15 protein-coding genes are annotated in these 19854 nt (G+C 71.9%); 8 read left to right on the forward strand and 7 right to left on the reverse strand.

Annotated elements, in window-relative coordinates; all coding sequences use genetic code 11:
• Nucleotides 1–23: 23 nt before the first annotated feature.
• The gene (gene ileS, locus ACFOSY_RS20395; RefSeq protein WP_394308872.1) at nucleotides 24–3167 is read right to left on the reverse strand and encodes an isoleucine--tRNA ligase; all 3144 of its coding nucleotides are present in this window, start codon (nucleotides 3165–3167) and stop codon (nucleotides 24–26) included.
• Nucleotides 3168–3745: 578 nt separating this feature from the next.
• Here ileS and ACFOSY_RS20400 point away from each other — a divergent pair.
• The 5 genes from ACFOSY_RS20400 (at nucleotide 3746) to ACFOSY_RS20420 (ending at nucleotide 7626) form a co-directional block, all read left to right on the forward strand.
• Nucleotides 3746–4558: a TraR/DksA family transcriptional regulator gene (locus tag ACFOSY_RS20400; protein WP_394308874.1), complete on the forward strand. Its 813-nt coding sequence runs from the start codon at nucleotides 3746–3748 to the stop codon at nucleotides 4556–4558.
• 87 nt (nucleotides 4559–4645) lie between these two features.
• Nucleotides 4646–5287: a signal peptidase II gene (gene lspA / locus ACFOSY_RS20405; protein WP_394308876.1), complete on the forward strand. Its 642-nt coding sequence runs from the start codon at nucleotides 4646–4648 to the stop codon at nucleotides 5285–5287.
• 53 nt (nucleotides 5288–5340) lie between these two features.
• A complete protein-coding gene (locus tag ACFOSY_RS20410) occupies nucleotides 5341–6285 on the forward strand; it encodes an RluA family pseudouridine synthase (protein WP_394308878.1) in 945 nt (314 codons plus the stop codon).
• Nucleotides 6282–6749 carry a GNAT family N-acetyltransferase gene (locus ACFOSY_RS20415; RefSeq protein ID WP_394308880.1) on the forward strand — a complete coding sequence of 156 codons (468 nt, stop codon included), beginning with the start codon at nucleotides 6282–6284 and terminating at the stop codon, nucleotides 6747–6749. Before ACFOSY_RS20410 ends, ACFOSY_RS20415 begins: the two co-directional genes overlap by 4 nt.
• 133 nt (nucleotides 6750–6882) lie before the next feature.
• Nucleotides 6883–7626 (forward strand): SDR family NAD(P)-dependent oxidoreductase, encoded by a 744-nt coding sequence (locus tag ACFOSY_RS20420; protein WP_394308882.1) that lies wholly within the window; start codon nucleotides 6883–6885, stop codon nucleotides 7624–7626.
• Between the two features lie 7 nt (nucleotides 7627–7633).
• Here the strand turns inward: ACFOSY_RS20420 and ACFOSY_RS20425 are convergent, their stop codons facing one another.
• Nucleotides 7634–8758, reverse strand: coding sequence for a mechanosensitive ion channel family protein (locus ACFOSY_RS20425; protein ID WP_394308884.1), 1125 nt, complete (start codon nucleotides 8756–8758; stop codon nucleotides 7634–7636).
• A 107-nt stretch (nucleotides 8759–8865) separates the two neighbouring features.
• On the opposite strand from ACFOSY_RS20425, the gene ACFOSY_RS20430 reads away from it, so the two are divergent.
• Entirely contained in the window at nucleotides 8866–9441 is a 576-nt protein-coding gene (locus ACFOSY_RS20430; RefSeq protein WP_394308886.1) for a dienelactone hydrolase family protein, read from the forward strand.
• Nucleotides 9442–9454: 13 nt separating this feature from the next.
• Here the strand turns inward: ACFOSY_RS20430 and ACFOSY_RS20435 are convergent, their stop codons facing one another.
• The 4 genes from ACFOSY_RS20435 to ACFOSY_RS20450 form a co-directional block, all read right to left on the reverse strand.
• Nucleotides 9455–11137 carry an alkaline phosphatase D family protein gene (locus ACFOSY_RS20435; protein ID WP_394308888.1) on the reverse strand — a complete coding sequence of 561 codons (1683 nt, stop codon included), beginning with the start codon at nucleotides 11135–11137 and terminating at the stop codon, nucleotides 9455–9457.
• Nucleotides 11138–11227: 90 nt separating this feature from the next.
• A complete protein-coding gene (locus ACFOSY_RS20440; RefSeq protein ID WP_394308890.1) occupies nucleotides 11228–12040 on the reverse strand; it encodes a thioredoxin domain-containing protein in 813 nt (270 codons plus the stop codon).
• Between the two features lie 94 nt (nucleotides 12041–12134).
• Complete coding sequence (locus tag ACFOSY_RS20445) at nucleotides 12135–12842, reverse strand: hypothetical protein (RefSeq protein ID WP_394308892.1); 708 nt, start codon at nucleotides 12840–12842, stop codon at nucleotides 12135–12137.
• Nucleotides 12843–12908: 66 nt separating this feature from the next.
• Complete coding sequence (locus ACFOSY_RS20450) at nucleotides 12909–14264, reverse strand: DUF2252 domain-containing protein (RefSeq protein ID WP_394308894.1); 1356 nt, start codon at nucleotides 14262–14264, stop codon at nucleotides 12909–12911.
• Between the two features lie 203 nt (nucleotides 14265–14467).
• Between ACFOSY_RS20450 and dnaE the strand changes: the two genes are divergently transcribed.
• Nucleotides 14468–18007 (forward strand): DNA polymerase III subunit alpha, encoded by a 3540-nt coding sequence (gene dnaE / locus ACFOSY_RS20455; protein ID WP_394308896.1) that lies wholly within the window; start codon nucleotides 14468–14470, stop codon nucleotides 18005–18007.
• A gap of 93 nt (nucleotides 18008–18100) precedes the next feature.
• On the opposite strand, the gene ACFOSY_RS20460 is transcribed toward dnaE, so the two are convergent.
• Nucleotides 18101–18268, reverse strand: coding sequence for a hypothetical protein (locus tag ACFOSY_RS20460; RefSeq protein ID WP_394308898.1), 168 nt, complete (start codon nucleotides 18266–18268; stop codon nucleotides 18101–18103).
• A 220-nt stretch (nucleotides 18269–18488) separates the two neighbouring features.
• On the opposite strand from ACFOSY_RS20460, the gene ACFOSY_RS20465 reads away from it, so the two are divergent.
• On the forward strand, nucleotides 18489–19697 hold the full coding sequence (locus ACFOSY_RS20465; RefSeq protein WP_394308900.1) for an NYN domain-containing protein: 1209 nt from the start codon (nucleotides 18489–18491) through the stop codon (nucleotides 19695–19697).
• The last annotated feature ends 157 nt before the right edge of the window (nucleotides 19698–19854 follow it).

Below are 19854 nucleotides of genomic sequence, written 5' to 3' on the forward strand. Positions count from 1 at the left end.
ACGCCTGCGCCCCGCTCGGACGCTCACGCCTTGCGCAGACGGAACGTCAGGGACAGGCCCTCGTCCGTGAACGGGGCGCCGTAGGAGTCGTCCGCCTCACCCCGCGCGAAGTCCGTGGCGAGCACCTCGTCGGCGATCAGCTCCGCGTGCTCCGACAGCGCGGCCGCCGTGGCGGCGTCGTCCGACGTCCAGCGCAGGGCGATCCGGTCGGCCACGTCCAGGCCGCTGTTCTTGCGGGCCTCCTGGATCAGCCGGATCGCGTCACGGGCCAGACCGGCGCGGCGCAGCTCCTCGGTGATCTCCAGGTCCAGGGCCACCGTGGCGCCCGCGTCGGACGCCACCGACCAGCCCTCGCGCGGCGTTTCCGTGATGATCACCTCGTCCGGGGAGAGGGTGATCGTCTCACCGTCGACCTCCACCGAGGCCGTGCCCTCGCGCAGCGCCAGGGACAGCGCGGCGGCGTCCGCGCTCGCGACCGCCTTGGCCACGTCCTGGACCCGCTTGCCGAACCGCTTGCCCAGCGCGCGGAAGTTGGCCTTGGCCGTGGTGTCCACCAGCGAGCCGCCCACCTCGGACAGCAGCGCCAGCGACTCGACGTTCAGCTCCTCCGTGATCTGTGTGTGCAGCTCGGGGTCGAGGGTGTCGAAGCCGGCCGCCGCGATCAGGGCCCGCCGCAGCGGCTGACGGGTCTTGACGCCCGACTCGGCGCGCGTGGCGCGGCCCAGCTCCACCAGGCGGCGCACCAGCGCCATCTGGCGCGACAGCCGCGGATCGACGGCGGACAGGTCCGCCTCCGGCCACGAGGACAGGTGCACCGACTCCGGCGCGCCCGGCGAGACGGGGACGATCAGGTCCTGCCAGACCCGCTCGGTGATGAACGGGGTGAGCGGGGCCATGAGCTTGGTCACCGTCTCCACGACCTCGTGCAGGGTGCGCAGCGCGGCCTTGTCGCCCTGCCAGAAGCGGCGGCGGGAGCGGCGGACGTACCAGTTGGAGAGGTCGTCCACGAAGGCCGACAGCAGCTTGCCGGCCCGCTGGGTGTCGTAGCTCTCCAGCGCCTGGGTCACCTGGTCGGTGAGGGCGTGCAGTTCGGACAGGAGCCAGCGGTCGAGCACCGGGCGGTCGGCCGGGGCCGGGTCGGCCTCGCTCGGCGCCCAGTTCGAGGTGCGGGCGTACAGGGCCTGGAAGGCGACCGTGTTCCAGTACGTGAGGAGCGTCTTGCGGACGACCTCCTGGATGGTGCCGTGGCCGACGCGGCGCGCGGCCCAGGGGGAGCCGCCGGCCGCCATGAACCAGCGCACCGCGTCCGCGCCGTGCTGGTCCATCAGCGGGATCGGCTGGAGGATGTTGCCCAGGTGCTTGGACATCTTGCGGCCGTCCTCGGCGAGGATGTGGCCGAGGCAGACCACGTTCTCGTACGACGACTTGTCGAAGACCAGCGTGCCGACCGCCATCAGCGTGTAGAACCAGCCGCGGGTCTGGTCGATGGCCTCGGAGATGAACTGCGCCGGGTACCGGCTCTCGAACAGCTCCTTGTTCTTGTACGGGTAGCCCCACTGCGCGAACGGCATCGAGCCCGAGTCGTACCAGGCGTCGATGACCTCCGGCACGCGCGTGGCCGTGGCGCCGCAGCCGTCCTGCGGGCAGGCGAAGGTGACCTCGTCGATGTACGGGCGGTGCGGGTCCAGGGCCGACTGGTCGGCGCCCGACAGCTCGGTCAGCTCCGCGCGGGAGCCGACGACCGTGAGGTGGTTCTCCGCGCAGCGCCAGATCGGCAGCGGGGTGCCCCAGTAGCGGTTGCGGGACAGCGCCCAGTCGATGTTGTTGTTCAGCCAGTCGCCGTACCGGCCGTGCTTGACCGTGTCCGGGAACCAGTTGGTGTTCTCGTTCTCCTCGAGCAGCCGGTCCTTGATCGCGGTGGTGCGGATGTACCAGGACGGCTGCGCGTAGTAGAGCAGCGCGGTGTGGCAGCGCCAGCAGTGCGGGTAGCTGTGCTCGTAGGGAAGGTGCTTGAAGAGCAGGCCGCGCTGCTGGAGGTCCTCGGTGAGCCGCTCGTCGGCCTTCTTGAAGAAGACGCCGCCGACCAGCGGCAGGTCCTCCTCGAAGGTGCCGTCGGGGCGGACCGGGTTGACCACGGGCAGGCCGTAGGAGCGGCAGACCTTGAGGTCGTCCTCACCGAAGGCGGGGGACTGGTGGACGAGGCCGGTGCCGTCCTCGGTGGTGACGTACTCGGCGTTGACCACGTAGTGGGCCGGCTCGGGGAACTCGACCAGCTCGAAGGGGCGCCGGTACGTCCAGCGCTCCATCTCGGCGCCGGTGAAGGACTGCCCGGTCCTCTCCCAGCCCTCGCCGAGGGCCTTCTCCAGCAGCGGCTCGGCGACGACCAGCTTCTCCTCGCCGTTCGTGGCGACGACGTAGGTGACCTCGGGGTGGGCGGCGACGGCCGTGTTGGACACCAGGGTCCACGGGGTCGTCGTCCAGACGACCAGCGCGGCCTCGCCGGCCAGCGGGCCGGAGGTCAGCGGGAAGCGGACGTAGACCGACGGGTCGACGACCGTCTCGTAGCCCTGGGCCAGCTCGTGGTCGGACAGGCCCGTGCCGCAGCGGGGGCACCAGGGGGCGACGCGGTGGTCCTGGACCAGCAGGCCCTTGTTGAAGATCTCCTTCAGCGACCACCAGACGGACTCGACGTACTCCGGGTCCATCGTGCGGTACGCCTCGTCGAGGTCGACCCAGTAGCCCATGCGGGTCGTCAGCTCGGCGAAGGCGTCCGTGTGCCGGGTCACCGACTCACGGCACCTGGCGTTGAACTCGGCGATGCCGTACGCCTCGATGTCCTGCTTGCCGGAGAAGCCCAGCTCCTTCTCGACGGCCAGCTCCACCGGCAGGCCGTGGCAGTCCCAGCCGGCCTTGCGGGCCACGTGGTAGCCGCGCATGGTGCGGAAGCGGGGGAAGACGTCCTTGAAGACGCGGGCCTCGATGTGGTGGGCGCCGGGCATGCCGTTGGCGGTGGGCGGGCCCTCGTAGAACACCCACTCGGGGCGGCCCTCGGACTGCTCCAGGCTCTTGGCGAAGATCTTCTGCTCGTCCCAGAACTTGAGCACCGTGTGCTCGAGCGCGGGCAGGTCGACCTGGGCGGGTACCGGGCGGTACGTCGGCGTTGTCATCAGCGGGCTTCCTCCGGCGGACTTGCTGCCTTCCGACCGGAGGGACGAGAGCTTCGACTCCTTGCGCCGCCGTCGGCGCGCTCCCGCGGTACCACCCTCCTTGGCCCTCCGGTGCTTCCCGCGCTCCGGTGAGCCCCCTCATTGAGGTCGCGATGCCGGTTCTACCGCCCCGTGCAGGGGTTTCTTCCGGCGGCTCCGGGGTGATCTTCACGTCGCGCTCGCCCCCGGGCTCACACCGTCCCCGGGTCGCTCTGGGCTGCGTACGCCGCTACTCGTCCCCATCCACGCTTTTCGCTCCGCCCAGTGTACGGCGCGGCGCGACGGGTGGCCGACCGCTTTTCCCGTGACGGTACGACCGGGAATGCCCCGAATGGAGCGGTACGCCTGTTCGGAACGCCGGGACGTGCGTGCGGGCGGCATACCCGGCGGACAGCGGGGCACAACGCATGCAGGTCGCCGCGCGGCGTGCGCGGGGCGAGGCGACCGGGCGGTGCGCCCCGTTGCCGCGGGGGCTGAGTCGATTTATCGTCCCAGCACGATTCGCGCGCAAGATCACAATATGTGAAGGGGCCGCGGCCATGGTGGCGAAGAAGGGTGCGGCGGCCGAGGCCGCCGGGACGGAGGCCGGTGCGGCCGAGGCCGCGTCCGGGACGACGGCGTCGAAGGGTGCCACCGCGAAGGCCGGCGGCCGCAAGGCCACCGCGAAGAAGCTCGCCGGCGGCAAGCCGGCACGGGGCGCCGCCGGGAAGGCGGCCGCCTCGGGTCGGGGTGCGGGCGGCCGGCGGGGCGCCCGCGAGGGGAACGGTGCGGCCAGGACCAGCGGGTCCGCTCAGGACGGGGCCGGGCACAGCGCGGCCGACGACGCGGACGCGGCCGAGGCCGCGGCGCAGACGGGAGTGACGACGGTGGGTGCTGCGAAGAAGACCCCTGGCCCGGCGGCCACAGCGGCGGCGGCGACCGCCGTGCCCAAGGCCCGGCACGGCGCGGTGGAGCCGGGCGAGCTCGCGGTGCGTCCCGGCGAGGAGCCGTGGACCGACGAGGAGGTCGACGAGGCGCGGGCCGAGCTGATGTCGGAGGTGCTGCGGCTGCGCGAGGAGATCAGCTCCTCCGAGCGGTCGCTGGCCGGCCTGATGCGTGACTCCGGCGACGGCGCGGGCGACGACGACGCCGACACCGGCACCAAGAACATCACGCGCGAGCACGAACTGGCCCTCGCGGCGAACGCGCGCGAGATGCTCGACCAGTTCGAGCGGGCGCTCCAGCGGCTCGACGCGGGCACCTACGGCCTGTGCGAGAACTGCGGCCAACCCATCGGCAAGGCCCGCATGCAGGCCTTCCCGCGGGCCACCCTGTGCGTCGAGTGCAAGCAGAAGCAGGAGCGCCGGTACTGAGCCGGTACTGAGCCGGTACTGAAGGGCGGCCGCGCAGGCCGTGCCGTACCCTCGTCCTCAGTCAAGGACCTAGGCTGAGGGACTCACGTGGCAGAGGCGGAGCGCATCATCGGTACGCCGGACACTCCGGACGCGGACCGGGACGGGCAGGACCGGGACCAGGAGGACCGGGACCTGCGGGACCGGGACGGCGGGGAGCCGGCCGGCGCCGACGGTACGACGGCGGAGGCACAGCGGCCCCGCGGCAGGCGGCGGATCGCCGTGCTGTTCGCCGTCGCCGCCTTCGCCTACCTCCTCGACCTGGTCAGCAAGATGATCGTGGTCGCGAAGCTGGAGCACCACGAGCCGATCGAGATCGTCGGCGACTGGCTGCGCTTCGAGGCGATCCGCAACGCGGGCGCGGCCTTCGGCTTCGGCGAGGCGTTCACGGTGATCTTCACGGTCATCGCGGCGGCGGTGATCGTGGTGATCTTCCGCCTGGCCCGCAAGCTCTACAGCCTGCCCTGGGCGATCGCGCTCGGCCTGCTCCTCGGCGGCGCCCTCGGCAATCTCACCGACCGGATCTTCCGCTCGCCGGGCGTCTTCGAGGGCGCGGTCGTCGACTTCATCGCGCCCAAGCACTTCGCCGTGTTCAACCTGGCCGACTCGGCCATCGTGTGCGGCGGCATCCTGATCGTGCTGCTGTCCTTCCGGGGTCTCGACCCGGACGGCACGGTCCACAAGGACTGAGGGCCCCGTCACTCCCGTGCCGGAGTGACGCACCCGTCCGGCATACTCGACGGGTGAGCACGATTCCCGAGATCCGTACCCTGCCCGTGCCCGACGGCCTGGAGGGCGAGCGCGTCGACGCCGCCATCTCCCGCATGTTCGGCTTCTCCCGTACCAAGGCGGCCGAGCTCGCCGCCGCGGGGAAGGTCACGGTCGACGGGTCGGTGGTCGGAAAGTCCGAGCGGGTCAGCGGGGGCGCCTGGCTCGAGGTGGAGATGCCGCAGGCGCCCGCCCCGGTGCAGGTCGTCGCCGAGCCGGTCGAGGGCATGGAGATCGTGCACGACGACGACGACGTGGTCGTGATCGTCAAGCCCGTCGGCGTCGCCGCCCACCCCTCCCCGGGCTGGACCGGCACGACCGTGATCGGCGGCCTCGCCGCCGCCGGCTACCGCATCTCGACCTCCGGCGCCGCCGAGCGCCAGGGCATCGTGCACCGCCTGGACGTCGGCACCTCCGGCCTGATGGTGGTCGCCAAGTCGGAGTACGCGTACACGTCGCTGAAGCGCCAGTTCAAGGAGCGCACGGTCGACAAGCGCTACCACACGCTCGTCCAGGGCCACCCGGACCCCACCAGCGGCACCATCGACGCCCCCATCGGCCGCCACCCCCAGCACGACTACAAGTGGGCGGTCACCGCCGACGGCAAGCCGTCCGTCACGCACTACGACCTGATCGAGGCGTTCCGCGCCGCGTCCCTGCTCGACGTGAAGCTGGAGACCGGCCGCACCCACCAGATCCGCGTCCACATGGCCGCCCACCGCCACCCCTGCGTCGGCGACCTGACCTACGGCGCCGACCCCACGCTCGCCAAGCGGCTGAGGCTGACCCGCCAGTGGCTGCACGCCGTCCGCCTCGGCTTCGAGCACCCCGGCGACGGACAGTGGGTGGAGTTCTCCTGCGACTACCCGGACGACCTCCAGCAGGCGCTCGACCAGGTCCGCGAGGAGACCTGGGCATGAGCGACGCCTTCACGGTCCGCGTCGCCGAGGACCCCGCCGACCGCGAGGCCTGCTTCGCGGTCCGCAAGGAGGTCTTCGTCGCCGAGCAGGGCGTGCCCGAGGACATCGAGTACGACGCCCACGACGCCGACGCCGTGCACCTGCTCGCCGTCGCCGGCGACGGCACCCCGCTCGGCACGGCCCGGCTGCTGCACGGTGCCGCGGCCGCGGCGAAGAACGGCGGCGACCTGGCGGCCGGCTCCCTCGGCCGGCTCGCCGTGCTACGGCGGGCGCGCGGCCTCGGCGTCGGCGCGGCGCTCGTGCGGGCCGTCGAGCACGCCGCCCGGGAGCGCGGGCTCACCGGCGTCGACCTGCACGCCCAGACCCACGCCCTCGGCTTCTACGAGCGGCTCGGCTACCAGGCCTACGGGCCGGAGTTCGCGGACGCGGGCATGCCGCACCGGGCCATGCGGCGCGCGCTGTAGCCGGGGCGGGGTGGAGCCGGGCGCCGGCCCCGAGGCGGTGGACCGGATGCCGCGTCATCTGGACGTGCGCAGTCCGCGCCGAGCGCCGCCGCGTTGCCGCCGTCCGCCGTCGCCCGCTCCGTAGGGTCGGGGCATGACACGCAATGTTGTGATCAGCGGCGGCGGCACCGGCATCGGGCTCGCCACCGCACAGACGTTCGCCGCCGACGGCGACCGCGTCCTGCTCGTCGGGCGGCGCGCTGACGTCCTGGAGCGGGCCGAGGTGCCCGGCGCCCTGACCTACGCCGCCGATCTGGCCGACCCCGAGGCCGTGCGCGGCGTGTCCGGCTTCGTGGGGCGTGAGTTCGGCGCCGTGGACGTGCTCGCGCACTGCGCGGGCGGCAACGGGCTCCTCGAACCGCCGGTGGGCGGCGGCGACCCGCTCGACGCCGTCGCCCGCGACTGGACCGTCAACTTCCGGCTCAACGTGCTGACCGCCGTGCTGCTCACCGAGGCGCTGCGGGACCGGCTCGCCGTGCCCGGCGGCCGGGTGCTGTTCCTCAGCTCCATCGCCGCCCGGCGCGGCTCGGGCCGGGTGTCGTACGCGGCGGCCAAGGCGGGGCTGCACCCGTACGCCCACGCCCTGGCCCGGGAGCTGGGGCCGCACGGGATCACCGTGAACGTGGTCGCGCCCGGCTACATCGAGGACACGGCCTTCTTCGGCGACGACGGGCTCGACGAGGAGCGGCGCGCCCGGCTGGTCGCCGAGACGTCCGACAAGCGGGCCGGCCGGCCCGGCGACGTCGCGGCGACCCTGCACTGGCTCGCCTCGCACGGCGCCGGGCACATCACCTCGCAGATCGTCGACGTGAACGGCGGCGCCGAGCGCGGCTGCTGAGAGACGCTCAGCGCGGCTGCCGGGGCGGGTGGGCGTGGGCCCGGCGCGCCGCCGGCACCCCGTCGGACGGCGCGATCTCCAGGCCGTCCCGGGGCGGCGGCACCGCGTCGGCGGTGTTGACCCGGGGCAGCGCGTAGGGGTGCTCGTCGGCCAGGAAGCGCATCATCTTCTCGCGGACCTCGACCCGGACCGTCCAGATGTCGTCCGCGTCCTTGGCCGTCACCAGCGCCCGCACCTCCAGGGTGCTCGGGGTGGAGTCCGTGACGGTCAGGTTGCAGGCGCGGCCGTCCCACGCCGGGCACTCCCGCAGGATGTCGCGCAGCTTCACGCGCATGGCGTCCAGCGGGGCGCTGTGGTCCACGTGCCAGAACACGGTGCCGGTCATCTGCGGGGTGCCGCGCGACCAGTTCTCGAACGGCTTGGAGGTGAAGTACGACACCGGCATGGTGATCCGGCGCTCGTCCCAGGTGCGCACGGTCAGGAAGGTGAGGGTGATCTCCTCCACCGTGCCCCACTCGCCGTCCACCACCACGGTGTCGCCGATGCGCACCATGTCGCCGAACGCGATCTGCAGCCCGGCGAACATGTTGCTCAGCGTCGACTGGGCGGCGACGCCGGCGACGATGCCGAGGATGCCGGCCGAGGCCAGCAGCGAGGCGCCGGCCGCGCGCATCGCGGGGAACGTCAGCAGCATCGCGGCCACCGCGACCACCCCCACCACCGCCGACACCACGCGGCGGATCAGCGTCACCTGGGTGCGCACCCGGCGCACCCGGGCCGGGTCGCGCTCCCGGTGGTTGGTGGCGTACCGGGTGTAGGAGGTCTCCACGACGGCGGCCGCGATCCGGATCGCCATCCAGGCGGCCGACCCGATCAGCACCAGGGTCAGCGCCCGGCCGACGGCGACGTCGTGCGCGGTCAGCAGCCGTGTCTCGTCGTAGGAGGCTCTGAGCAGCACCGCGATGAGCAGCAGCTGGTAGGGAACCCGGGCCCGGCGCAGCAGGCCCCACAGCGGTGTCTCGTGGTGGCGTTGGTCGGCCTTCCGCAGCAGCCGGTCGGTGGCCCAGCCCAGCAGCAGCGCCGACACCACCGAGCCGCCGACCACGATCAGCGGGCGCAGCACGTCATCCATGCCCCCGAACCTAACCGGCCTGCTCCGGCATGAACATGTGACTTCCGTCCGGATGCGGGTAGTGCCGCCCGCGGGACGCGTCACACCCGGCTGGCACCATGGGCTCCATGAACATCATGCTCTTCCACTCGGCCTACGGACTGCGTCCCGCCGTGCACCGGGCCGCGGACCGGTTGCGCGCGGCCGGACACGAGGTGTGGACACCGGATCTCTTCGAGGGGCGCACGTTCGACACGGTCGAGGAGGGCATGGCCCACCGGGAGGAGACCGGCAAGGACGAGCTGCTGAAGCGGGCCGTGCTGGCGGCCGCGCCCTACTCGGAGCGGGGCCTGGTGTACGCCGGGTTCTCCTTCGGCGCCTCCGTGGCGCAGACGCTGGCCCTGGGCGACGAGAAGGCCAAGGGCCTGCTGCTCCTGCACGGCACCTCCGACCTCGCGGAGAACGCCACGGCCGACGGGCTGCCGGTGCAGCTGCACGTCGCCGAGCCGGACCCGTTCGAGACCGACGACTGGCTCACCGCCTGGTACCTGGGGATGGGCCGGGCCGGGGCCGACGTCGAGGTGTACCGGTACGCGGGCGCCGGACACCTCTACACCGACCCCGACCTGCCCGACTACGACGAGGAGGCGGCCGAGGCCACCTGGCGGGTGGCGCTCGGCTTCCTTCACTCGCTGGAGGACTGAGCCCGGCGGGGCGTCACACCGGGTCGTACGTGCGCTCGGCCTTCTGCGTGCCGCTGCGGGTGCGGTAGGAGCGGACCCACGCGGACGTGGCGTCTGCCGCCGTGCGGTCGGAGAGCACGTAGTAGTCCATCTGCGCCCGCTCGGCGGTGACGTCCAGCACGCCGTAGCCGTGCCGGTCGGTGTCCACCCAGTGCACGTGCCGGTTGGCGGCCCGGATCAGCGGCGAGGCCAGCGCGGAGACGGTGCCCTCGGAGACCTTCACGATGTCGTCGAGGTTGTCGGAGGTCACCGAGGTGACCACGAACTCCGTGGCGGCCGACGGCGACAGCGGATAGGTGCCGGCGTTCACCGGCACGTCGTTCGCCCACGCCATGTGGATGTCGCCGGTGAGGAAGACCGTGTTGCGGATGGCGTTCGCGCGCAGATGGGCGAGGAGTTCACGGCGGTCGTCGGTGTAGCCGTCCCACTGGTCGGTGTTGAGGGCGAGGCCCTCCTGCGGCAGGCCCAGCAGCTTCGCGAGCGGCTTCAGCAGGCTCGCGGGCAGGGCGCCCAGCGCGAACGGCGAGATCATCACCGAGGTGCCGACCAGCCGCCAGGTGGTGTCGGACGCCGACAGGCCCGCCTTCAGCCAGTCCAGCTGGGCGCGCCCGGTGAGCGTGCGGTCCGGGTCGTCGACCTCGCCGTCGCCGAGGGAGACCTGCTGGGAGCGGAAGGAGCGCAGGTCGAGCAGCGACAGGTCGGCCAGCTTGCCGAACCGCAGCCGGCGGTAGGTGGTGCCCTCGACCGCCGGGCGGACCGGCATCCACTCGAAGTACGCCTGCTTCGCGGCCGCCTGCCGGGCCGCCCAGGCACCCTCCGCGCCCTCGGTGTGGTTCTCGGCGCCGCCCGACCAGGTGTCGTTGGCGAACTCGTGGTCGTCCCAGATCGCGACGACCGGCGCCTTGGCGTGCAGCGCCTGGAGGTCCGGGTCGGTCTTGTACGTGGCGTGCCGCAGCCGGTAGTCGGCGAGGGTGACGATCTCGTGGGCGGGGGAGTGCGGGCGGACGACCTCGTCGCGGGCGCCGTACTCGCCGGTGCCGTACTCGTAGATGTAGTCGCCCAGGTGCAGCCAGGCGTCCAGGTCGCCGCGGGCCGCGAGATGGCGGTACGCCGCGAAGTGGCCGGCCTCCCAGTTGGCACAGGACACCACGCCGAACCGCAGGCCCGTCACCGCGGCGTCGGCGGCCGGGGCGGTGCGGGTGCGGGCGACGGGCGAGTCGGCGCCGCCCGCGGAGAAGCGGAACCAGTAGTCGGTGGCCGGGCGCAGGCCGCGGATGTCCGCCTTGACGGTGTGGTCGGAGGCGGCGGTGGCGAGGACCGTGCCCCGCGCGACGACGTCGGTGAACGCCCGGTCGCGGGCGACGGTCCAGCTCACCTCCGTGTCAGGGCCGGTGCCGGAGCCGGGTGCCGCCTCCGGCACCGGGGTCACGCGGGTCCACAGCAGCACGCCGTCCGGCAGCGGGTCGCCGGAGGCGACGCCGTGCAGGAAGGCGGGGGCCGAGCGGGCGGCGCGGGCGGCCGGCGCGGCGGCGAGCGGTCCGGCCAGCGCCGCGCCGGCGGCGGCCGCCTTGACGACCGTGCGGCGGCGCGGGGTGAGGGGGGCGGTGTCCGCGGTGGCGGAGACGGCGCTCTCGGTTCTTCCGTGTCGACTGGTCACAGCCGATCAGGTTACTGACGCGTACATGCCTGAGCGGGCGAACTTCCGGAAAAGTTCGCCCGCTCTTCAGCCGCCCGTCGGACCGCCGCGTCAGCCCTTCAGCGCCTTGTCGACCGCCGCGGTGAACTCGGCCGCCGTCATGGGCGCGTTCTTCCCGTCGGAGCCGGTGAGCTTCTTGCCGTCCATCTTCACCGTCGGCGTGCCCTGGACGTCGCTGCTGTCGAACTTGTCCGACATCTCCAGCGCCCAGCGGTCGTAGGTGCCGTCCTTGACCGCCGCCTGGAACTCCTTGTTGTTCTTCAGGGCGTCCACCGTGTCGGCGACCTTGATCAGGTAGGCGTCGTCCTTGAACTTGTCCTCCGTCTCGGCGGGGTGGAACTCCGCCGAGTAGAGCGCCGACTTGTACGCCAGGAACGCCTCGGGGCTCACGTCCAGCGCGGCGCCCAGGGCGCTCAGCGCGTTCTTCGAGCCCTCGCCGGTGAGGTTGCGGTCCAGGAACGAGGCGCCTATGAACTGCACCTTGTACTTGCCGTCCGCGACGTCCTTCTCGATCGTCTCGCCCACGGCCTGCTCGAAGGAGGAGCAGATCGGGCAGCGCGGGTCCTCGTACAGCTCCAGGGTCTTCTTCGCGTCGGCCTTGCCGATGACGACGGTCGTGCCGTCCTTGCCGCTGGTGTTCGCCGGCTTGACCAGCTCGGCGTCCTTCGCGGCCTCCCAGTGGTCCGGCTTGTTCGCCTGGACCACCGCGTAGCCGATGCCGCCGGCCGCGGCCAGCACGCCGACCACCGACGCGGCGACGACCAGCTGCCGCCTGACCTTCGCCCTCTTCGCCTGGCGCTCGCGCTCCTCGCGCAGCCGCTCGCGCGCCGCCGTCTTGGCCGCCTGGCTGTTCCGCTTGCTCATGGTGATGTCTCCACAGGGGACGCACACGCTCGTGTGCTCGGTTCGTACGGGGGGACTGCTGGTGCTCGGACGACCGCCCGGGGCGTGATCCGCCTCAGGCGGCGAGGGAGCACGGCGGCCCGCGCCGTCCCAGGGAGTGCGCGAGGAGCAGGGTGCGCGCCACGGCGGCGCGGTGCGGCGTGCGGACGGGCCGGCCCGCCTTCGCCGGCCGGCGCACGGTCACCACCGCGACGGCCAGCAGCAGCGGACGGACCGCCGTCGACGCCGTCGCCGCGACCGCGCCCAGCAGCTGGGCCAGCGCCCGCTCCCCGCGGCGCAGCCAGGCGGCGGCCAGCAGGCCGACTGCGATGTGCGCGCCCAGCAGCAGCCAGGCGGTCGCGGGGCCGGCCTCGGCCAGCACCGCCGCCACCCGGTCGCCGCCCTCCGCGGCATGCCCGGTGACCCGGGCCAGCGGCACGCCCACACCGGTGCCGTCGCCGCACAGCACGTCGAAGCCGACGGCGCGCAGCGGGCCGGCCACCGGGCCGCCCATCCGGCCGTAGCAGACGTGCTGGCCGGTGGTGAAGACCGTGTCGGCGGCCAGCTCCAGCGGGATCAACAGGGCGGCGATCCGCCCGAAGGAACGCTCCCGCCCCGCGAGCGCGTACGCCAGGCCGAACACGGCGGCGCCGGTCACGACCACCGTGCTCAGCGGCAGCGGGGCCCCGGACAGCAGCACGTGCGACGCGGTGCTGAGGGTCACGACGACAGCCGTGAACAGCGCCGCGCGAACGGCTCTGAGCTGGGGTCCGGATATGTCCATGGCGGCTACGAGTGTGGCACGAGCTCCGTTAAGGGGTCCGTGAAGGGACCCTGTGAGTGCGGAAGGTTACAGGCCCGGAATCCGGCCGTTGCGGAACAGGTCGAGGAAGATCTGGTGGTCCCGGCGGGCCCGCGCCCCGTAGTCGTGGGCGAAGTCCACCAGCAGCGGCACCAGCGCGTCCTCGTCGGCCGCGATCGCCGCGTCGATGGCCCGCTCCGTGGAGAACGGCACCAGCGACTCGCCGGAGGTGTCGTCCGCCGCCGCGTGCATCGCCGCCGTCGCCCGGCCCAGGTCGGCGACCACCAGCGCGATCTCCTCCGGGTCGTCCAGGTCGCTCCAGTCCAGGTCCACCGCGTACGGCGAGACCTCGGCGACCAGCTGCCCGGCGCCGTCCAGCTCGGTCCAGCCCAGCCACGGGTCGGCGTGCGCCTGGAGGGCGCGCTGGGAGATCACCGTGCGGTGCCCCTCGTGCAGGAAGTACTCGCGCACCGCGGGGTCCGTCACGTGCCGGGAGACCGCGGGGGTCTGCGCCTGCTTGACGTAGATCACCACGTCGTTCTCCAGGGCGTCGCTGTGCCCCTCCAGCAGGATGTTGTACGACGGCAGCCCGGCCGAGCCGATGCCGATGCCCCGGCGGCCCACGACGTCCTTCACCCGGTAGGAGTCCGGGCGGGCCAGGGACGCGTCCGGCAGCGTCTCCAGATAGCCGTCGAACGCGGCGAGCACCTTGTAGCGCGTGGCCGCGTCCAGCTCCATCGCGCCGCCGCCGGGCGCGAAGCGGCGCTCGAAGTCACGGATCTCCGTCATCGACTCCAGCAGCGAGAACCGGGTCAGCGACCGGGCGTCCCGCAGCACGTCCAGCAGCGGACCCTGCGCGGTGTCCAGGGTGAACGGCGGCACCTCGTCCCGCTTCGCGCCGGTCGCCAGGGCGTGGATCCGCTCCCGGTAGGCGGCCGCGTACACCGACACCAGGTCCGTGATCTGCTCGTCGCTCAGCGCCTTCGCGTAGCCGATCAGCGCCATCGACGCCACGAAGCGCTTCAGGTCCCACAGGAAGGGGCCGACGTACGCCTCGTCGAAGTCGTTGACGTTGAACACCAGGCGGCCGTTGGAGTCCATGTACGTGCCGAAGTTCTCCGCGTGGAGATCGCCGTGGATCCACACGCGCGAGGTGCGCTCGTCCAGGTACGGGCCGCCCTTGCCGCCGCCGGCCGGCTCGCCCTGCCCGGCCTGCTCGGCGGAGAGGTCGTGGTAGAAGAGGCTCGCCGTCCCGCGGTAGAACGCGAACGCCGACGCCGCCATCTTCCGGAACTTCACCCGGAACGCGGCCGGGTCGGCGGCCAGGAGCTCGCCGAAGGCGGTGTCGAGGACGGCGAGGATCTCCTCGCCGCGGTGCTCGTCGCTGAGCTGCGGGACCGACATCGCTGGGTGCCTCCTGGTGCGGGATCTCGGGGACGGCTGGTCCGTCGCCTGCCTAACGTGCGGACGCGCGCGGGAGTGCCCGGCGCCCCGCCCGAAGGTACGCGGGGAAGGGCTCCGGGTGTCAGTGCCGGGGCATAGACTTCCGAGCTGTCCCCCGGGACCCGTCCACCCGCTGCCGATGAGATCTCCCTGGAGGCCGCACCGTGTCGAAGCCGCCGTTCACGCACCTGCACGTCCACACCCAGTACTCGCTGCTGGACGGTGCCGCGCGGCTGAAGGACATGTTCGACGCCTGCAACGAGATGGGCATGACGCACATCGCCATGTCCGACCACGGCAACCTGCACGGGGCGTACGACTTCTTCCACTCCGCGCAGAAGGCCGGCGTCACCCCGATCATCGGCATCGAGGCGTACGTCGCCCCCGAGTCCCGGCGCAACAAGCGCAAGATCCAGTGGGGCCAGCCGCACCAGAAGCGGGACGACGTCTCCGGCTCCGGCGGCTACACCCACAAGACGATGTGGGCGGTGAACAGCACCGGCCTGCACAACCTCTTCCGGCTCTCCTCCGACGCCTACGCCGAGGGCTGGCTGCAGAAGTGGCCCCGGATGGACAAGGAGACCATCGCCAAGTGGTCGGAGGGCATCGTCGCCTCCACCGGCTGCCCCTCCGGCGAGGTGCAGACCCGGCTGCGCCTCGGCCACTTCGACGAGGCCCTCAAGGCGGCCGCCGACTACCAGGACATCTTCGGCAAGGACCGGTACTTCCTGGAGCTGATGGACCACGGCATCGAGATCGAGCACCGGGTCCGCGAGGGCCTGCTGGAGATCGGCAAGAAGCTGGGCATCCCGCCGCTGGTCACCAACGACTCCCACTACACGTACGCGCACGAGGCCGCGGCGCACGACGCGCTGCTGTGCATCCAGACCGGCAAGAACCTCTCCGACCCCGACCGCTTCAAGTTCGACGGCACCGGCTACTACCTGAAGTCCACGGACGAGATGTACGCCATCGACTCCTCGGACGCCTGGCAGCAGGGCTGCGCCAACACCCGGCTGATCGCCGAGATGGTCGACACCACGGGCATGTTCGTCAAGCGCGACCTGATGCCCAAGTTCGACATCCCCGAGGGGTACACGGAGGTCACCTGGTTCAAGGAGGAGGTCCGCCGCGGCATGGAGCGCCGCTACCCGGGCGGCATCCCCGAGGACCGCCAGAAGCAGGCGGACTACGAGATGGACACCATCATCTCGATGGGCTTCCCGGGCTACTTCCTCGTGGTCGCCGACTTCATCATGTGGGCCAAGAAGCAGGGCATCGCGGTCGGCCCCGGCCGTGGCTCCGCGGCCGGCTCGATCGTCGCCTACGCCATGGGCATCACCGACCTCGACCCGATCCCGCACGGCCTGATCTTCGAGCGGTTCCTCAACCCCGAGCGCATCTCCATGCCCGACGTCGACATCGACTTCGACGAGCGCAGGCGCGTCGAGGTGATCCGCTACGTGACCGAGAAGTACGGTGCCGACAAGGTCGCCATGATCGGCACGTACGGCACCATCAAGGCGAAGAACGCCATCAAGGACTCCGCGCGCGTGCTGGGCTACCCGTACGCGATGGGCGACCGCATCACCAAGGCGATGCCCGCCGACGTCCTCGGCAAGGGCATCCCGCTGTCCGGCATCACCGACCCCGCGCACCCCCGCTACTCGGAGGCCGGCGAGGTCCGCGGGATGTACGAGAACGAGCCGGACGTGAAGAAGGTCATCGACACCGCCAAGGGCGTCGAGGGCCTGGTGCGGCAGATGGGCGTGCACGCGGCCGGCGTGATCATGTCCAGCGAGACCATCACCGACCACGTCCCGGTCTGGGTCCGGCACACCGACGGCGTGACCATCACGCAGTGGGACTACCCGAGCTGCGAGTCGCTCGGCCTGCTGAAGATGGACTTCCTGGGCCTGCGCAACCTCACCATCATGGACGACGCCGTCAAGATGGTGAAGGCGAACAAGGGGGTCGACATCGATCTCCTCAGCCTCCCGCTCGACGACCCCACGACCTTCGAACTGCTCCAGCGCGGCGACACCCTCGGCGTGTTCCAGTTCGACGGCGGCCCCATGCGCTCCCTGCTCCGGCTGATGAAGCCGGACAACTTCGAGGACATCTCCGCCGTGTCGGCCCTGTACCGGCCGGGCCCGATGGGCATGAACTCGCACACCAACTACGCCCTGCGCAAGAACGGCCAGCAGGAGATCACCCCGATCCACCCCGAGCTGGAGGAGCCGCTCAAGGAGGTCCTGGACGTCACCTACGGCCTGATCGTCTATCAGGAGCAGGTGCAGAAGGCCGCCCAGATCATCGCCGGCTACTCGCTCGGCGAGGCCGACATCCTCCGCCGCGTGATGGGCAAGAAGAAGCCCGAGGAACTGGCGAAGAACTTCACCATCTTCCAGCAGGGCGCCCGCAAGAACGGCTACAGCGACGAGGCCATCCAGGCCCTGTGGGACGTGCTGGTCCCCTTCGCCGGCTACGCCTTCAACAAGGCCCACTCCGCCGCGTACGGCCTGGTCTCCTACTGGACCGCCTACCTCAAGGCCAACCACCCCGCCGAGTACATGGCGGCGCTGCTCACCTCGGTGAAGGACGACAAGGACAAGTCCGCGGTCTACCTCAACGAGTGCCGCCGCATGGGCATCCGGGTGCTCCCGCCGAACGTCAACGAGTCCGAGTCCAACTTCGCCGCGCAGGGCGACGACGTGATCCTCTTCGGCCTCTCCGCGGTGCGCAACGTCGGCACCAACGTGGTGGAGTCGATCATCAAGTGCCGTAAGGCCAAGGGGAAGTACACGTCCTTCCCGGACTACCTCGACAAGGTCGACGCGGTCGTCTGCAACAAGCGCACCACCGAGTCGCTGATCAAGGCCGGTGCCTTCGACACCCTGGGCCACACCCGCAAGGGCCTCACCGCCCAGTACGAGCCGATGATCGACAACGTGGTGGCGGTCAAGCGCAAGGAGGCCGAGGGACAGTTCGACCTCTTCGGCGGCATGGGCGAGGAGCAGAGCGACGAGCCGGGCTTCGGCCTGGACGTGCAGTTCACCGACGACGAGTGGGACAAGACGTACCTCCTCGCGCAGGAGCGCGAGATGCTCGGCCTGTACGTCTCCGACCACCCGCTGTTCGGTCTGGAGCACGTGCTGTCGGACAAGGCCGACGCGGGCATCTCCCAGCTCACCGGCGGTGACTTCGGCGACGGCGCGGTGGTCACCATCGGCGGCATCATCTCCGGCCTCCAGCGCAAGATGACCAAGCAGGGCAACGCCTGGGCGATCGCCACCGTGGAGGACCTCGCGGGCTCCATCGAGTGCATGTTCTTCCCGGCGACCTACCAGCTCGTCTCGACGCAACTCGTCGAGGACGCCGTGGTGTTCGTCAAGGGCCGGCTCGACAAGCGCGAGGACGTGCCCCGGCTGGTCGCCATGGAGCTGATGGTTCCCGACCTGTCCAACGCCGGCACCAACGCGCCCGTGGTGCTCACCATCCCGGCCACCCGCGTCACCCCGCCGATGGTCAGCCGGCTCGGCGAGATCCTCACCCACCACAAGGGCGACAGCGAGGTCCGCATCAAGCTCCAGGGGCCCACCAGGACCACGGTGCTGCGGCTCGACCGGCACCGGGTCAAGCCCGACCCGGCCCTGTTCGGCGATCTGAAGGTGCTGCTCGGCCCGTCCTGCCTGGCCGGCTGACCGCCGGCCCTCCGACATGCCGGAGGGGCGCACCCGCGACGGGTGCGCCCCTCTTCCTGCGCGGCGGGGCCGTCACGGCCCTTCACGCCGACGTCAGTTGTGGCCGAAGCGCTTCTGCCGGCCCTTGCCGCGGCCGACCTCGCCGGGCACCGCCTGCGTGGTGCGCTGCTCGTCCGGGGCCTCGAGGGTGGACGTCTGGGCGGCGCGCGGGGCGCGCTCGGCCTGGGGCTGCTTACGGTCACGGTTCTTGTTCTTGGCCATGGTGTTGCCTCCTGTGGGGACTAGGGGCCAGGGCCGGATTCAGATTCACACAAGCTGATAACCGACGCATGTCGGACAATTACCGTGTGTAATGGGGCGGTCGGGGGAGGAAGTGTGGAAACGCCACGCCGAAGATCGAGTTCGGGCCGTTAACACCGGCGGGGTCGGGCAGACTCGAAGGAAGCCCGAAGCCAAACCTCCCGGAAAGAGGGTGGATCGCGTGGACCGCTGCATCGTCCTGGTGGACGCCGGGTATCTGCTGGGGGCCGCCGCGAGTCTCCTCGCCGGGGAGCCCTCGCGGTCCCGCATCACCGTGGACCACGCCGCCCTGATCCAGGGACTGCGTGACCGCGCCGAGAACGACACGCGCCGGCCGCTGCTGCGCATCTACTGGTTCGACGGCGCCCCCGACCGCGTGCCGCAGCCCGAGCACCGCCGGCTGCGCGTCATGCCCCGGGTCACCGTCCGGCTGGGCGCGCTGACCCGCAGCGACGGGCGCTGGGCGCAGAAGGGCGTGGACGCGGCGATGCACGCCGAGCTGACCGAGCTCGCCCGCAACCGCGCCTGCTCCGACATCGTCCTGGTCACCGGCGACGGCGATCTGCTGCCGGGCATGATGGCCGCCAAGGAGCACGGCGTCGCCGTGCACCTGTGGGCCGTGCAGGCCGCCGACGGCGACTACAACCAGTCCGAGGACCTGGTCGCCGAGGCCGACGAGCGCCGCGTCCTGGACCGGGCGTGGATCACCCAGGCCGTGCGCGCCAAGGAGACCGGCGGGGTGTGCGCGCCGCCGCCCGCGACCCGGCCCGAGATCGCCGCGATCCTCTCCGCGCCGCTGCCCGACTCCGCCCTCGCCCCGGCCGCGGAGCGCGCCCCGGCCGAGCCGCGCCACCCGGCCGACGCCGCGCACAACGGGACCGCCGAACGCGCGCCGGCCGCCAAGGGCGTCCCCACCCCGAAGGACCTGGCCGCGCTGCGCCACTCCGGCCTGCACCAGCCGCAGCAGCCCGCCTCCGCGACGCTGCGCTGGTCCTCCGACAAGGGGTGGGTGGACCGGCCCGTCGCCGAGCCGCCGGACGCCGCGTCCATGCCGACGCTGGCGCAGCTCACCACGGCCGAGCAGCGCTGGGCCGACCGGGAGGAGGACATCACCACCGTGGGCGGGGACCCGTTCGAGGTGGGGCAGGTGTTCGCGCGGCGGTGGGTGGAGCGGCTGGGGGACCAGAGCCATGTGCGGAAGCTGTCGGGGATGTATCCGCGGATTCCGCACCGCATCGACGGTGAGCTGTTGCGGTACGCGGCGCGGTTCGGGCTGCTCGCGCACAAGGACGACCAGATCGACGAGCGGGACCGTTACGCCATCCGGGCGGGGTTCTGGCGCGAGCTGGACACGCGGACGGGGACGGAACGGGCGTCCGCCGGGGAGTGAGGACGCGGCGGCTTCACGGCCGGGGGCTGTCATCGGTGCCCTTTGCGCAGTTCCCCGCGCCCCTGTTGGCGGCGGGGCCGCGGCCGGTGAGTACGGCCGGGGTCGTCGTGGGCTGGTCGCGCAGTTCCCCGCGCCCCTGAGGGGCGCGGGGAACTGC

The sequence above is a fragment of the Streptomyces lusitanus genome, from assembly GCF_042647945.1.
Lineage (GTDB): Bacteria > Actinomycetota > Actinomycetes > Streptomycetales > Streptomycetaceae > Streptomyces > Streptomyces pseudogriseolus.

Bases quoted from the DNA above. Each gene is read 5' to 3' on its own strand.
- ACFOSY_RS20440 (WP_394308890.1), bottom strand. From the start codon at position 12,040: ATGAGCAAGCGGAACAGCCAGGCGGCCAAGACGGCGGCGCGCGAGCGG.
- ACFOSY_RS20430 (WP_394308886.1), top strand. From the start codon at position 8,866: ATGAACATCATGCTCTTCCACTCGGCCTACGGACTGCGTCCCGCCGTG.
- ACFOSY_RS20450 (WP_394308894.1), bottom strand. From the start codon at position 14,264: ATGTCGGTCCCGCAGCTCAGCGACGAGCACCGCGGCGAGGAGATCCTC.
- ACFOSY_RS20425 (WP_394308884.1), bottom strand. From the start codon at position 8,758: ATGGATGACGTGCTGCGCCCGCTGATCGTGGTCGGCGGCTCGGTGGTG.
- ACFOSY_RS20400 (WP_394308874.1), top strand. From the start codon at position 3,746: ATGGTGGCGAAGAAGGGTGCGGCGGCCGAGGCCGCCGGGACGGAGGCC.
- ACFOSY_RS20420 (WP_394308882.1), top strand. From the start codon at position 6,883: ATGACACGCAATGTTGTGATCAGCGGCGGCGGCACCGGCATCGGGCTC.
- ileS (WP_394308872.1), bottom strand. From the start codon at position 3,167: ATGACAACGCCGACGTACCGCCCGGTACCCGCCCAGGTCGACCTGCCC.
- ACFOSY_RS20415 (WP_394308880.1), top strand. From the start codon at position 6,282: ATGAGCGACGCCTTCACGGTCCGCGTCGCCGAGGACCCCGCCGACCGC.
- ACFOSY_RS20445 (WP_394308892.1), bottom strand. From the start codon at position 12,842: ATGGACATATCCGGACCCCAGCTCAGAGCCGTTCGCGCGGCGCTGTTC.
- ACFOSY_RS20460 (WP_394308898.1), bottom strand. From the start codon at position 18,268: ATGGCCAAGAACAAGAACCGTGACCGTAAGCAGCCCCAGGCCGAGCGC.